The sequence below is a fragment of the Agathobaculum ammoniilyticum genome, assembly GCF_025567315.1.
Lineage (GTDB): Bacteria > Bacillota > Clostridia > Oscillospirales > Butyricicoccaceae > Agathobaculum > Agathobaculum ammoniilyticum.
In genome coordinates this window covers 25,762-39,469 of record NZ_JAOQJE010000005.1, presented here as the reverse complement: position 1 = coordinate 39,469, position 13,708 = coordinate 25,762, and the positions used below count along the sequence as shown (strand labels likewise).

Here is a 13,708-nt window from a genome sequence, read left to right as displayed (position 1 = left end):
AGAAAACGGAAAGAGATCGAGAGCTTCTGCCGTTTGGCCCTACCCCTTTCTGTTTTTTCGTATGTACCTTGCCCTACTTCGATCCGCCCGATCAGTTCAAAGAGCAACGGCGGCGTCAACTCGTCGATATCCTTATACTGGCGGATCAGGGCGCGCAGATGCTCCTGCTGCTGCCACAGGCCCGCATCTCCGGCATCCGGCTGCAACGCATCGCGCTGTTTTTGCAGCTGGGCCGTTTTCTGTTCGTATCTTTCGAGCAGCGGATAGAAATTTGTCCCTCCTATCCTGCCCGCTGAACGATCCTCATAAAGCTGTGCGACCAGGCGCTGCATACGGGCCAGTTCCTGATCCAGCCACTCCCGCTCGCGTCCGGCTTCCTGTTCCCGCTCGGCCAACCGCAGGCGGCGGTTCAGGCGTTCAAACAGGTCGTCGCATTCCTTCTCGGACAGACAGGCATACCGGCGCACCGCCTCCAGCACGCAGCGATACAGGCTCTCATACGCGATAAAATGATTAGAGCAGGCCGATGTGCCGTGCAGCTTGTATGCGCCGCAGGCCAGATTCGCGGCCGAACCCTTTTTCCGCGTACCGACCGTGGACATGGCCTTGCCGCAGTCCATACAAAACGCCAGGCCCGAAAAGAGATTTTCAAACGTCCCTTTCCGGCCACAGCGGCGGGACGCGCGCTGGTGCTGTACCGTCTCAAAGGTCTGCACCGAGACCAGCGGCTCATGCCGTTCCGGTACAACGATCCATTCCTCCGGCTGCTTTTCCCGCGTTTTCTTACTCTTGAAGCTGATCTTATCCGTCTTCCCCTGCGCGATACAGCCCAGATAGACCGTATCCCGCAGGATCCGGCTGACACCGCCCGCAGTCCATTCCTTGTGCTTTGAGTAGCAGTCCGGATTCAGCTCAGGATGCGCCTGGCAGCGGTATAATGCGGGCGGCGGTTCCCCGCGCTCACCCAGCCTCCGCGCGATCTCCGCCGGACGGGAGCCCGCCGCCGCCCAAATAAAGATCTGCCGCACGATCTGCGCCGCATACCCGTCCGGAATCAGATGGTTTTTATCCCTGGGGTCTTTTTGATACCCATAGGGTGCGAAATTCCCGACGAATTTCCCTTCCTGCATTTTCGCGCGCAAGGCGCTGCGGATTTTCCGGCTGGTATCGCGCGCATACATCTCATTGACAACATTGCGGAACGGCGCCATATCGGTATCCGCCCGCGCGGTATCGAGCCCGTCATTGACCGCGATCAGACGCACGCCGTGTTCTGGGAACACCAGCTCTATATATCGTCCGATCTGGATATAATCGCGCCCCAAGCGGGACAGGTCCTTGACCAGCACGATGTCGAACCGGTGCTGCTCCATATCGCGCAGCATGTCCTGAAAGCGAGGGCGGTCGAAGTTCGTCCCCGGCCACCCGTCGTCTACATACTCGTCCGCCATAGAGAAGCCTTGCCGTGCGGCATACTCCCGCAGCAGGGCACGCTGGTTATGGATGCTCTCGCTCTCACCCCGGTTGGCGTCATCGCGGCTCAGCCGCAGATATAGTACCGCCCGGTTGGCGGCAATACGATCATGCAAGCGAGCCTCCTCCCTTCGTTTTCCGCCTGCGAACGGTCACGACCGCTTATGTAGCTGTTTTCTCCATTTCAAATTGTGCGGCGATCACGTTCTCCAGCAACTCCAGTAAGGTACTGCTGTGCTGTGCCGGACGCGCTTTGGGCTTGGAGTCAGTCATGCGCATACCTCCTTTTTGCATCCTTTTACTCGTACAGGTTCTTACATATCTATAATATGTATATAACACCTTCCTGATTACGGTTTTCCGCGGCAAACACAGCATTTCCCGCACTTTCTCCGCCTCTTTGCCCCAAAATAACGCTCGATGCCGTGCATGCTGGCGCTTGAGCTTGTGGCGGACTGCCTTTTTCCTGCCGGAGTGAGTCAAGCTCCTCCTTTTCACTATATAAAAAAACGAACAAAAAGTTCGCATCCACTTTTTCCCCAAGCATGTGCATGGGGTTTGGATGCAACGCCTGCGGTGTTGTCGGCTGCCGCATCATCGACTCCCCGCGCGAGCGTCTGATCGCCATGCTCACCAACTCGTTCGCCCCCTGCAACGGGCGCTTCCCGCTGCTGATCTTCCTCTGCTCGGTCTTTTTTGCCGGCAGCGCCGCCGGCGGCTCCCTGCTGCTGACCACGGTCATCGCAGGCAGCGTGCTGCTCACGCTCGCCGCCTCCCGCCTGCTCTCCGCGACGATACTGAAAGGGGTGCCCTCCTCCTTCACCCTCGAGCTGCCCCCCTACCGTGCGCCGCAGATCGGCAGGGTCATCCTGCGCAGTATATTCGACCGCACCCTGTTCGTCCTGGGTCGGGCGGCAGCGGTCGCCGCGCCCGCTGGGCTGGTGATCTGGCTGCTCGCCAATATCACGGTCGGCGGCATTCCGGTTTTCAGCCATCTGACTGCTTTCCTCGACCCCTTTGCGCGGCTGCTCGGCCTGGATGGAGTCATCCTGCTGGCTTTCGTGCTGGGCTTCCCCGCCAACGAGCTGGTCATGCCGCTGATCGTGATGGGCTATCTGGCAACCGGTACGCTTGCGGACATCGCAGACCTTGCCTCGTTCCATACCCTGTTGCTCGCCAACGGCTGGACGCTGACAACCGCGCTCTGCACGCTGTTCTTTGCCGTTGCACACTGGCCTTGCTCCACCACCTGCCTGACGATCTGGAAGGAATGCCGCAGCGTCAAATGGACGCTTGCCGCCATCGCCCTGCCCACAGTTTTCGGCTGTGCGCTGTGCTTTATCGTGCATACCGCGAGCCTTTTGCTGGGCTTTGCCTGAAAAAAACCGCCCTGTCCAGGGCGGTTTTTTTATCGGCGTTTTGGTCCGCGCCAGCGTATCAATCGCGGAATTCCAGCAGCTTATACGCAGGGAGCTCCAGCGCGTCCGCGATATCGAACAGGGTATCCATTGACGCACCTGCTGTCGCGCCCTCGATTTTCGCGATCGTGGACCGGTCCACATCGATTACCTCCGCCAGTCCTTCCTGCGTGAAATGCCGGTCCTTCCGGTAGTATGCGACATTAAGCCCGAGCTTCCTGTATTTATCGGAATGCCTGAAATCCATTCTTATCACCTCATGGTAATAAGTCTACCCATGTAATGCCCCGATAAAAATATCATGCTATTCTACTTTTGTGCGTTTACACTCACCATTTGTTGAGTTAAACTCCACAAATGCCTATTTTTATTCCACAAAAATACAAAAAAGGAGATTTTATCATCCTGCGGCACTCCCGCAGGGTCGGAACGGGAACATTTGTTTTCCCTCTGTTTTTATGCTATACTGGTTTTGTATCTCCATCATGAAACGAGGAAACCTATGGAACCGACCAAATTCGACCTGAAGTACGCGTCCATACGGCGCGCCATTATAGAGCGGCGCTTTTCTTCCCTGAACGAAAAGCAGCGCGAGGCGGTATTTGCCACCGAGGGGCCGCTGCTTATCCTTGCGGGCGCGGGTAGCGGCAAAACCACCGTGCTCATCAACCGCATCATCAATATCCTGCGCTTTGGCGAGGGGCTGGACAGCTCCTATGCGCCTGCAGGCGCCACCGAGGAGGACCTGCTGTTCCTCACCGAATACCTGACCGCCCCTCAGCCGGAAAATCGGGAACACGCGGAGCGGCTGTGCGCCATGCATCCGGCAAAGCCGTGGGAGGTCATCGCGATCACGTTCACCAACAAGGCCGCGCGCGAGCTGCGCGAGCGCCTGCAGGCCGCGCTGGGAGATGAAGAATCCGCCTCCGCCGTCTGGGCCTATACGTTCCATACCGCCTGCCTGCGCATCCTGCGGCGCCATGTCGACCTGCTCGGCTTTGAGACCGCTTTCACCATCTATGACGAGGACGATAAAAAGCGCGTCGTCACGAACGTGATGAAATCGCTCAACCTGGATACCAAAACGTTCGACCCGCGCACCGTCATGAGTATGATCAGCCGCGCCAAGGACAAGCTGATGACCCCTAGGCAGTTCCGCGCGGACGGGGCGGGCGACTACTTCCGCGAAAAGGTCGCGGAGGTGTACCAGCTTTACGAAAAAGAAATGAAAAAGGCCTGTGCGCTTGATTTCGACGACATTATCATGAAAACCGTCCTCCTGCTGCAGAGCAATCCGGATGTGCTGGAATACTACCAGCGCAAATTTCGCTATGTGCTGGTGGACGAGTATCAGGACACCAACTACGCCCAGTATGTGCTGACCAGCCTGCTGGCGGGCTATTACGAGAACATCTGCGTTGTCGGGGACGACGACCAATCCATTTACAAATTCCGGGGAGCCACCATTACCAATATTCTCGAATTTGAAAAGCAGTTCAAGGACGCGAAAACCATCCGTCTGGAACAGAACTACCGTTCGACCGGCAATATCCTGAACGCCGCCAACGAGGTCATCCGCAACAATGTCGGCCGCAAGGGCAAGGAGCTGTGGACCGACCACGGCGACGGCGCCAAGATCCACCTGCACCGCTCGGACAGCCAGGAGGGCGAGGCCGCCTACATCGCGGATACCATCCGCGAGGGAGTGGAGCAGGGACTTCGCTGGGGTGATTTCGCGGTGCTTTACCGCAACAACGTCCTGTCGGACAATATCGCGGCCGCGTTCATCCGCGCGGGCATCCCCTACCGTGTGTACAAGGGACGCGACTTCTTCTCGCGCGCCGAGGTGCGCGATATGTTCGCTTACCTGTGGGTGCTGGAAAATCCGGCGGACGAGCTGCGCCTGCGCCGCATCATCAATGTACCCGCGCGCAAGATCGGCGACAAATCGGTTGAAACGGCGGCACAGCTCGCTGTGGGAAACGGCGTGACGCTGTACGAAACGGTGTGCCACGCGTCGGACTATCCCGCCCTGTCCCGCGGCGCGGCGGCGATGGAAAAATTCGGCGAAATGATGGAAAACCTGCGGAAGCAGAAGGAGTTCCTCTCCCTTTCCGAGCTGTACGACGGGCTGCTCGACCAGACCGGCTATCTCGCCGCGTTGGAAGCCAGGGGCGGCGCGGAGGAGCAGAGCCGTATCGAGCATATCGAAGAGCTTAAATCCTACATCGTCAGCTATGAAAACGACCATGACGACGCTTCTCTTGCGGGCTTCCTTGAGGAAATGGCGCTGTACACAGACGCCGACCAGTCCGGCGAGGAGGAGGACGCGGTCCTGATGATGACCATGCACTCGGCCAAGGGGCTGGAATTTCCGGTCGTATTCCTCGCGGGCATGGAGGACGGCCTGTTTCCCGGCTTCCGCGCGATGGAGCGCGACGAGGATATGGAGGAGGAGCGCCGCCTGTGCTACGTTGCGGTGACGCGCGCCAAGGAGCAGTTGTACCTGACTTGTGCCGAACGGCGCATGCTGTACGGCCGCACTCAATACGCGCATCCCTCCCGCTTTATCGACGAGATGCCGCGCGAGCTGCTCGACAGCAACATTGTGGAGCGCCGCATGTTCCAGCAGGTCACCCAGCCCGACCCCGGGCTGTCCCGCGCGCAGGTCGCGCGGGCGCGTTATGTTTCCCCTGCCGCGGCCGCCCCCTCCTTTGCCGCTCCCGCGGCACAGCCGGCCGGTTCCCCCCTGCCCGATTTCTCCGCCGGCTGCCGCGTACGCCACAAGGCATTCGGCGATGGGATGGTCGTTTCGGTCAAGCCCATGGGCGGCGACGCGCTGCTCGAAATCGCCTTCGACCAGAAAGGCACCAAGCGGTTAATGGCAAAATCGGCCGCGCAATTTATGGAAAAACTGATATAAGGCTGGAAAAAGAGGACGGACGCGATGCGCCCGCCCTCTTTCTTTTACTAAAATTCAATAAAGTCAAATGCCACGTTCCTTTCGATCACCTGTATCAATTCGTGTGGCTCCATATCCAATGCAAATGCTATTTTAAAAATCGTATCAAGCGTCGGACTGCGCAACCCCCTCTCAATCTTACTGTAGTGCGTGCGGTCAAGAGCAGCCAAACCGCTCAGTTGTTCCTGCGTCAACCCTTTTTTCCGCCGCAGCCCCTGTATTGTTTTACCAACAGCCTTGGTATCCAGCATGAATGTACCCTCCTACTGTTTTCCATAATAGCAAGAGCTCATTTTGTTTTTGGGGTCAATTGACCTCAACCAGAAACTGTGATATAGTTTAGGTAGTAATCCAAAATCAAAACACAGAAAGGGCGAAAAAGATGAAAAAAGTATTATCACTGTTATTCTCGGGTGTCATAACGTTTTCCCTGTGTGCATGTGGACAGGGGAACTCCAGCGGTTCCCCCACAGACGAGGATCTAAACAATGCGGCTGGCAACCTCTATCTGGCTGAGGTGGCGATCGATTCTGCCGCATCACTTCTACTGGAGAACTGGACGACAACAGGAAGTGTCATGAACTGTTATTTTGATGAAAGCGCATACGAAGAGTTAAATAGCGGTTCTCTCAAAGACCGCGCCCAAAGCGTCCATGATTTCCGCAGCTACGCCAAAGATGTTATGGACGATGCCAAAACACTGCTTGGCACAGAAGGCACCGGCGACTTTTATGATGCAGCAAAAAACTACTATCTAGCTGTCAACGATTATTACAGCCTGATCTCTGCTTATCCCAGCGGCTACTCCAGGCTGACCTACTCCAGCGCCATTTCCGAAAAGAAGGGTGAATGCCAATCCGCTTTCAACGAACTGACCTTTTACACATCTGCGGATTCTGTGGAAGCAACTGAATCAGAATAACCCAAGCGGGCTGTCCCTCAACGGACAGCCCGCCTATTCCATCAGCTTTTCCCGCAGCGCCTGGATCGCCCGTTTTTCAATCCGCGACACCTGCACCTGCGATACTCCGATGATCCTGGACACCTGCTGCTGTGTCAGGTCGCGCGAGAAACGCAGCGCCAGCACCTGCCGGTCGCGATCCGGCAGCGTCCTCAGCGCCTCGCCCAAGGACAAATACAGGCAGGCACGCTCCTCCATGCCCTCGTCGCCTACAATATCGCCCAGCCGCCCGCCGCCGGATAGCTCGCGTTCAAAGGAGTCCACGGCTACGTCCGCCTGCTCGCATGCAGCAACCTCTTCCACGGTCAGACCGGCGGCTTCCGCCAGCTCGGACACGGTTGGCGAACGACCGGTTCTGCTTTCCAGCTCGCTTTGGATGCGCCGCACCCGCACCGACCGCTCCTTGACCGACCTGCTGACCTTGACCGCGCCGTCGTCCCGCAGGAAGCGTCGGATCTCGCCCGCGATCTTGGGTACCGCATAGGTGGAAAATTCGTTGCCCAGCGCTGGGTCAAAGCCGCGAACCGCCTTGATAAAGCCCACGCAGGCGAGCTGGTACAGATCGTCCGGTTCGGCGCCGCGCCCATAGTAACGCCGCGCGATCGACCAAATCAACCCGCTGTTTTCCTCGATCAGCCGAGCTTCCGCGCCGCGGTCGCCCGCGGCGGCCTGTTCCAGCAGGCCGCGCATGCTGGTCGTCACGCGCCGCGCTCCTTAAGTACCTTGACCATGGTCACCATCGTCCCCTTGCCGGGCGTGGAGCGCACGCGCAGCTTATCCGTAAAGGTTTCCATGATGGTGAAGCCCATGCCGCTGCGCGTATCGTCGCCGGTCGTGAACATGGGCTGGCGCGCCTGCTCGACGTTCTCTATGCCGCGGCCGGCGTCCTTTACCTTTAGCTCCAGCACCCGCCCTTCCAGCAGGCGCACCGCGACCGTGATAAAGCCGGCCTTATCCGCGTAGCCGTGTACGATCGCGTTTGTGACCGCCTCGCTCACCACGGTTTTGATATCGCCCAGCTCCTCCATCGTGGGATCGAGCTGCGCCACGAACGCGCCTACCGACTGCCGCGCGAACGCCTCATTGACCGAGCGGCTTTCAAATTTCAGGCTCATTTTGTTAACGACAGCGCGCATCTTATTCCCCCCTCTCAAAAATCATAACCTGCGGCAGTCCCGCGGCCTCGAACACGCGCATGGGCTGCGGCGGCGCGCCCCGCACGATAAATTCATAGCCGCTGCGCGCGCAGGTACGGTGCAGGTGCAGCACGACCGCCAATCCCGAACTGTCCATGAACGTCAGTCCGGACAGGTTGAGGATCAGCTTTTCGCAGGGGTAAAGCACAAGCAGGTCCTCCGCCTGCTCGATAGCCGCACGCGCCGCATGGTGGTCCAGCTCGCCGGAAAGCGAGATCATCAGCGTACCGTCCCGCTCGGCCTGTGTGATATGCAGCATATATATTCACCTCGTTTGTTCTCCCAAAAAGAAAAAGGCCTGTACCCTTGTACAAGCCTTATATTACCAATATTTAACTGTTTATTCTGCCGTTTTTTGTCGCGTCCGCAGGATTTTTTCGGCCTCTCCAACCAGAAACAGCGAGCCGCACACCAGAATGCAGTCCTCCTGCGAGGCATTCCCCAGCGCCGCGGCCAGCGCACGCTCTACCGTATGGCAGTCATATACCTCGGCGCAGCCCTGCTCCGCCAGCGCGGCAACCGTCTGTTCGTTCAGGGAACGGTCCTCCGTATCCGGCGCGCAGGCATAGAACACGTCCGCGCGCCGCGCCATCCGCCGGACGCAGACCTCGTACTCCTTATCCCGCACCATGCCCATGACCACATGCAGGCGGCGCATTTTGAGAAGCTCGTCCACCGTGCGGCAGAGCGCCTCTATCCCCGCCTCATTGTGCGCCCCGTCGAGCAGGACGAGCGGCTGGTCCACCACGCGCTCCAGGCGGCCCTGCATGCGCGCCCGCGCCAGGCCGCGCACCGCGGCCTCCACCGGTATCTCCCAGCCGCGCAACCGCAGAGCGTCCACAGTGCGCAGCGCGGTCATCGCGTTCTGTAGTTGGTGGCGGCCGGGCATGGCGACAGTGTATCCCTGCCCCCGGCAGACAAAGGCCGAACCGTCGATACCGCAGCGCAGCAGGCGGCATTCGCGCTCTCCCTCATACCACACCGCACCCAGCGCTTCGCACGCATGGTGGATCACGACCTGCGCTTCCTCCGGCTGGCCGTCTGCGCACACCACAGCGGATGCCGGCTTGATGATCGCGGCCTTTTCCCCCGCGATCTCGGCCACCGTATCGCCCAGCACCGCCATGTGGTCGCGTGAAATCGGGGTGATGACGCTGACCTCGGTCGTCCGCACCACATTGGTTGCGTCGCACCGGCCGCCCAGCCCGGTTTCCAGCACCACAATGTCGCAGCCCTGTTCCGCGAAATACCGGAACCCCAGTGCGGTGGTGAACTCAAATTCGCCGATCGTTTCCCCAGCCGGCAGGGACAGGCCTTTCGCCGCAGCCGCCACCTCTCCGGACAGCCGTGTGAGATCGCCGTCCGATATCAGCGCGCCGTTTACGCGGATGCGCTCATGGAACTGCACCAGATATGGCGAAGTATACAGCCCCACCCGATAGCCCGCAGCCTGCAGGATCGACGCCGTCATGCACGCGGTCGAGCCCTTGCCGTTCGTACCTGCGATATGGACGAAGCGCAGCCCGTCCTGCGGGTCCCCCAGCGCCGCGCACAGCGCGCGGATGCGGTGCAGCCCCGGCCTGCCGGTAAAGCGGCCGAGGGCGTGGATGTAGTCAATTGCTGTTTTGGGCGTTCCGCTCTGCATCATAACCGTACTGTTTCCCATCCTTTCCGTTTTCCGCTACCATTCGGATCTGTTTGTCCAGCTCCCTGTAAAACGCGGCGATATGTATTCCGTCCACCAATGCATGATGGCACAGCAGAGAAACCGGCAGCAGGGTCCTCTGCTCCCGTGTGAAATATCTGCCCCATGTGATGCGCGGATTGCTGTCCGCAGGCTGCGGCACCGGCTGCACCAACGCGGTGTAAGTCAGCCACGGCAGCGTAGATACAAAAAAGCACGCCTCCGCATCCTCTTCGCTCTCGCCCAGCGAGCGGGCGGTGGCCGCCCGCTCCTGCACTCGCGCCGCATAGGACAGGAAGTCCCCAAAAGCCATCCCGCTGTCCAGTGTACAGTAGCAGTATGTGCCATCTTCCAGCGCAACAGTATGCGATGTCATACACCTGTCAAATTCGATGATCTTGTCCCCACGAATCCGCTGGCGCAGCTGCGGCACCGCGTTTGCCGCACGGGCCGCACAATAGCAGACCGTTAGGAAAAACGGTATCCTCTCTCGCTCCATCCGTTGCATCAGCAATGTAATATCCACCTCCGCCGTCAAGCCTACATAGGGATAGGCAAGGCCGCGGAAATACGCAAAATGCTGGATGCGCGGATAGTTCTCCATATCAATCCATCGGTAGCCCAATCGTTTCCGCCTCCTCTCTGTGAATACGCGCTGTCCACGAGGATATGCGCCTGCCGTTTCGGAACGACACCCCAACGTTTTCATACGTCTGCCCGTCGAGCTGGCGCAGCGTTTCCGTACCGCTGTATCCGTCCTCCGTGGAGCGGTATATTGATACGATGCACGGGCCGACGATCTCAAATGTGCCGCGCAGCGTCCCCAGCGCGGGGTTGTACGATTCCCAACAAAGCGTGTCTGGCGTTTCCGTACGCGCGATGCGGTAGCTGTTGGAAAACTGAACCGGCGGGTCGGACCGCACGGTGAGCGTGCCTGCCAGCGTCCATTCGGATGCCGTGCGCCGCACCTGCACCTCTCCCATTAACAGGAACGACCGCCCCTCCGCATCATAGTAGGTGCCGCTGGCCCTCCATACTGTTGTTTGGAAAAAATAAGTATGCTCCATGCCTTTGTCTCCGGACTCCGTTTTATTCAGTATTATAACACACTTTTACAAAAAGAAAAGGAGGAAGCGCGGCTTCCTCCTTTTTCCTCTGTTCGTTTTATCCCAGCGCGGCGATAGACTCCTCGAGCTTGGCGAGGTGCTCGCGCAGCTTTTCCGCCTTCTCCCGCTCGACCGCGACGATCTTTTCCGGCGCCTTTTGGGTAAAGCTCGGATTATCCAGCTTTTTCATCACAAACGCGATGTCATCCTCGACCTTGGCCTTCTCCTTTTCGAGGCGCGTGCGCTCGGCGGCGAAGTCGATCAGGTCACCCATCGGCATATAGAGCTGCGCGTCGCCCGTGACGACACTTGCCATTTTGGCCGCGTCCGCGGGTACTGCGTCCACCAGCTCGATCGCGGAGGCATAGGCCAGCTTGGGGAAGAAGCCCGCACCGGCGGCGAAGGTATCGCGCTTCTCGGTCAGGATCAGCACCTTGGCCTTTTTGGAGGGCGGCACGTTCATCTCGCTGCGGCGGTTGCGGATCGCGCGCACCGCGTCCATCAGGGTCTCCATCTGCGCTTCCTCTTCCGCAAAGCGCAATGTTTCGTCATACTGCGGCCATTGAGACACCATCACCGACGGCCCCTCGTGCGGCAGCGCCTGCCAGATGGTTTCGGTGATGAACGGCATGAACGGATGCAACAGCTGCATCGCGCCCGACAACACATAGCATAGCACCTGCTGCACTTTCTCGTCGCCCGCCTGCAAGCGGGTCTTGGCGATCTCAATATACCAGTCGCAGAAGTTATCCCAGATGAAGTCGTTCAGCTTCGCGGCGGCCAGGCCCAACTCATACTGGTCGATGTTGCGGGTGACCTCGGCCACCAGCGTGTTATATTTGGAGACGATCCACTTGTCCTCAAGCGCGAGGTCGGCGGGCAGCGACGCCGCCTTGTCCCTGCCAATCGTCAGGTTCATCTGGATGAAGCGGGACGCATTCCAGATCTTGTTGCAGAAGTTGCGGCTCGCCTCGACGCGCTCGGTCGAGAAGCGCATGTCATTGCCGGGGCTGTTGCCGGTCGCGAGCGTGAAGCGCAGCGCGTCCGCGCCATACTGGTCGATGACCTCCAGCGGGTCGATGCCATTACCGAGCGATTTGGACATCTTGCGGCCCTGCGCATCGCGCACCAGACCGTGGATATACACGGTCTCGAACGGCGTCTCGCCCATATGCTCGACGCCCGAAAAGATCATGCGCGCCACCCAGAAGAAGATGATATCGTACCCCGTGACCAGCGTGGAAGTCGGGTAGAAGTAGTCAAGCTCCGGCGTTTTTTCCGGCCAGCCGAGCGTGGAGAACGGCCACAGCGCGGACGAGAACCAGGTATCCAGCACGTCCTCCTCCTGGCGGACGTTTTTGCTGCCGCACTTCGGGCAGACGTGGACGTCTTCCTTGGAGACGGTCATTTCGCCGCAGTCGTCGCAGTAAAACGCCGGAATGCGGTGGCCCCACCAGAGCTGACGCGAGATGCACCAGTCATGCACGTTCTCCATCCAGCGCAGGTAGGTCTTGGCGAAGCGGTCCGGCACGAACCTGGTCTTGCCCTCGTGTACCACGTCCATTGCGGGCTTCGCCAGCGGCGCCATCTTGACGAACCACTGCGCGGAGGTCATCGGCTCAACGGTCGTGCCGCAGCGGTAGCAGGTGCCGACGTTGTGCTCGTGGTCCTCGGTTTTGACAAGGTAGCCGCCCTCCTCGAGGTCACGGATAACCGCCTTGCGGCATTCGTAGCGGTCCATCCCCTCGTACTTGCCGCCGTTTTCGTTGACGGTCGCATCCTCGTTGAACACGAGGATCTGCTCAAGGTTGTGGCGCTGGCCCATCTCGAAGTCGTTCGGGTCATGGCATGGCGTGACCTTGACGCAGCCCGTGCCGAATTCCATATCGACGTACTCATCGCCGAAGATCGGGATCTCACGGTTCATGATTGGCAGGATGCAGGTCTTGCCGATCAGATGCTGATAGCGCTCGTCGTTCGGGTTGACGGCCACGCCGGTGTCGCCCATAAAGGTTTCCGGACGGGTGGTGGCGACCACCAGGTCGCCTGAGCCGTCCGCCAGCGGGTAACGGATGTGCCACAGCTTGCCCGGCTGGGTTTCGTACTCAACCTCGGCGTCCGAAAGCGCGGTCGCACAGTGCGGACACCAGTTGATAATGCGGTGTCCCTTGTAGATCAGGCCCTTATCATACAGGTTGACGAACACCTCGCGCACGGCCTTGGAGCAGCCCTCGTCCATGGTGAAGCGCTCGCGTTCCCAGTCGCAGGAGGAGCCGAGCTTTTTGAGCTGGCTGATGATGCGGTTGCCGTACTGGTGCTTCCAGTCCCACACGCGCTCGAGGAACTTCTCGCGGCCAAGGTCATAGCGGGTCTTGCCCTCCTCCTTGCGGAGCGTCTCCTCCACCTTGATCTGGGTGGCGATGCCCGCGTGGTCGGTGCCGGGCATCCACAGCGCCTCATAGCCCTGCATACGCTTGGTGCGGATGAGAATGTCCTGCAGCGTTTCATCGAACGCATGGCCCATGTGGAGCTGGCCGGTCACGTTCGGAGGCGGGATAACGATGGTGTAGGGTTTCTTGTCCGGATTGACCTCGGCGTGGAAAAAGCCGGAATCGTTCCAGAAGCTGTACAGCTTGTCCTCGACCGATTTCGGGTCGTAGGTCTTTGGCAGTTCGCTCATTGGTCTGTCTCCTTTTCGGTTTGATTGCGGAAAACAAAAAAGCACGCTGTCCGTACAGGACGAAGCGTGCTCCGTGGTACCACCTGAATTCGCGGCAATGCCGCCGCGCACTCGTTTGCCCGTAACGTGGGCGGGACGGGACAGCCTACTGGCATTCGGCCTCCTGCTCCAAAGCGACTTTCTTCCCTCCGCCCAAGGGCTTGCACCGACCGCCCTCTCTCTGCAGCG

General features: G+C 59.4%; 12 protein-coding genes, 1 pseudogene and 1 other annotated feature (1 of these 14 cut by a window edge). Of the genes and pseudogenes, 3 read left to right on the top strand and 10 right to left on the bottom strand.

Annotation, left to right across the window (positions count from 1 at the left end; translation table 11 throughout):
• A partial coding sequence (locus tag OCV66_RS06770) for a recombinase family protein (protein ID WP_262564052.1) occupies positions 1-1,589 on the bottom strand: 1,589 nt, incomplete at its 3' end.
• 426 nt (positions 1,590-2,015) lie between these two features.
• Here OCV66_RS06770 and OCV66_RS06765 point away from each other — a divergent pair.
• Positions 2,016-2,852: pseudogene (locus OCV66_RS06765) on the top strand (nucleoside recognition domain-containing protein); the annotation flags it as partial.
• 58 nt (positions 2,853-2,910) lie between these two features.
• Here the strand turns inward: OCV66_RS06765 and OCV66_RS06760 are convergent.
• On the bottom strand, positions 2,911-3,138 hold the full coding sequence (locus OCV66_RS06760) for a helix-turn-helix transcriptional regulator (protein ID WP_054326381.1): 228 nt from the start codon (positions 3,136-3,138) through the stop codon (positions 2,911-2,913).
• A gap of 255 nt (positions 3,139-3,393) precedes the next feature.
• On the opposite strand from OCV66_RS06760, the gene OCV66_RS06755 reads away from it, so the two are divergent.
• Complete coding sequence (locus OCV66_RS06755) at positions 3,394-5,814, top strand: ATP-dependent helicase (protein WP_107631691.1); 2,421 nt, start codon at positions 3,394-3,396, stop codon at positions 5,812-5,814.
• Between the two features lie 47 nt (positions 5,815-5,861).
• Here OCV66_RS06755 and OCV66_RS06750 read toward each other — a convergent pair whose 3' ends face one another.
• Entirely contained in the window at positions 5,862-6,104 is a 243-nt protein-coding gene (locus OCV66_RS06750; RefSeq protein ID WP_082396823.1) for a helix-turn-helix domain-containing protein, read from the bottom strand.
• Positions 6,105-6,235: 131 nt separating this feature from the next.
• On the opposite strand from OCV66_RS06750, the gene OCV66_RS06745 reads away from it, so the two are divergent.
• Positions 6,236-6,775, top strand: coding sequence for a hypothetical protein (locus OCV66_RS06745; RefSeq protein WP_147573983.1), 540 nt, complete (start codon positions 6,236-6,238; stop codon positions 6,773-6,775).
• Between the two features lie 33 nt (positions 6,776-6,808).
• Here OCV66_RS06745 and OCV66_RS06740 read toward each other — a convergent pair whose 3' ends face one another.
• The 7 genes from OCV66_RS06740 to OCV66_RS06710 form a co-directional block, all read right to left on the bottom strand.
• The gene (locus tag OCV66_RS06740; protein ID WP_242977925.1) at positions 6,809-7,516 is read right to left on the bottom strand and encodes a sigma-70 family RNA polymerase sigma factor; all 708 of its coding nucleotides are present in this window, start codon (positions 7,514-7,516) and stop codon (positions 6,809-6,811) included.
• On the bottom strand, positions 7,513-7,950 hold the full coding sequence (spoIIAB, locus tag OCV66_RS06735; RefSeq protein ID WP_054326378.1) for an anti-sigma F factor: 438 nt from the start codon (positions 7,948-7,950) through the stop codon (positions 7,513-7,515). Before spoIIAB ends, OCV66_RS06740 begins: the two co-directional genes overlap by 4 nt.
• Position 7,951: 1 nt before the next feature.
• Positions 7,952-8,269, bottom strand: coding sequence for an anti-sigma factor antagonist (locus OCV66_RS06730; RefSeq protein WP_054326377.1), 318 nt, complete (start codon positions 8,267-8,269; stop codon positions 7,952-7,954).
• Positions 8,270-8,350: 81 nt separating this feature from the next.
• Positions 8,351-9,658, bottom strand: a complete 1,308-nt coding sequence (locus OCV66_RS06725) for a bifunctional folylpolyglutamate synthase/dihydrofolate synthase (RefSeq protein ID WP_054326376.1) — start codon at positions 9,656-9,658, stop codon at positions 8,351-8,353.
• Positions 9,624-10,319 carry a CatA-like O-acetyltransferase gene (locus OCV66_RS06720; RefSeq protein ID WP_054326375.1) on the bottom strand — a complete coding sequence of 232 codons (696 nt, stop codon included), beginning with the start codon at positions 10,317-10,319 and terminating at the stop codon, positions 9,624-9,626. The genes OCV66_RS06725 and OCV66_RS06720 overlap by 35 nt, the downstream gene beginning before the upstream one ends.
• Positions 10,300-10,761: a hypothetical protein gene (locus tag OCV66_RS06715; protein WP_054326374.1), complete on the bottom strand. Its 462-nt coding sequence runs from the start codon at positions 10,759-10,761 to the stop codon at positions 10,300-10,302. The genes OCV66_RS06720 and OCV66_RS06715 overlap by 20 nt, the downstream gene beginning before the upstream one ends.
• A 97-nt stretch (positions 10,762-10,858) precedes the next feature.
• Positions 10,859-13,480, bottom strand: a complete 2,622-nt coding sequence (locus OCV66_RS06710; RefSeq protein WP_054326373.1) for a valine--tRNA ligase — start codon at positions 13,478-13,480, stop codon at positions 10,859-10,861.
• Positions 13,481-13,532: 52 nt separating this feature from the next.
• Positions 13,533-13,708, bottom strand: a binding site (T-box leader) (it continues 38 nt past the right edge of the window).

Coding starts and splice junctions, on each gene's coding strand:
- OCV66_RS06760 (WP_054326381.1), bottom strand. CDS start 3,138: ATGGATTTCAGGCATTCCGATAAATACAGGAAGCTCGGGCTTAATGTC.
- OCV66_RS06755 (WP_107631691.1), top strand. CDS start 3,394: ATGGAACCGACCAAATTCGACCTGAAGTACGCGTCCATACGGCGCGCC.
- OCV66_RS06750 (WP_082396823.1), bottom strand. CDS start 6,104: ATGCTGGATACCAAGGCTGTTGGTAAAACAATACAGGGGCTGCGGCGG.
- OCV66_RS06745 (WP_147573983.1), top strand. CDS start 6,236: ATGAAAAAAGTATTATCACTGTTATTCTCGGGTGTCATAACGTTTTCC.
- spoIIAB (WP_054326378.1), bottom strand. CDS start 7,950: ATGCGCGCTGTCGTTAACAAAATGAGCCTGAAATTTGAAAGCCGCTCG.
- OCV66_RS06730 (WP_054326377.1), bottom strand. CDS start 8,269: ATGCTGCATATCACACAGGCCGAGCGGGACGGTACGCTGATGATCTCG.
- OCV66_RS06725 (WP_054326376.1), bottom strand. CDS start 9,658: ATGATGCAGAGCGGAACGCCCAAAACAGCAATTGACTACATCCACGCC.
- OCV66_RS06715 (WP_054326374.1), bottom strand. CDS start 10,761: ATGGAGCATACTTATTTTTTCCAAACAACAGTATGGAGGGCCAGCGGC.
- OCV66_RS06710 (WP_054326373.1), bottom strand. CDS start 13,480: ATGAGCGAACTGCCAAAGACCTACGACCCGAAATCGGTCGAGGACAAG.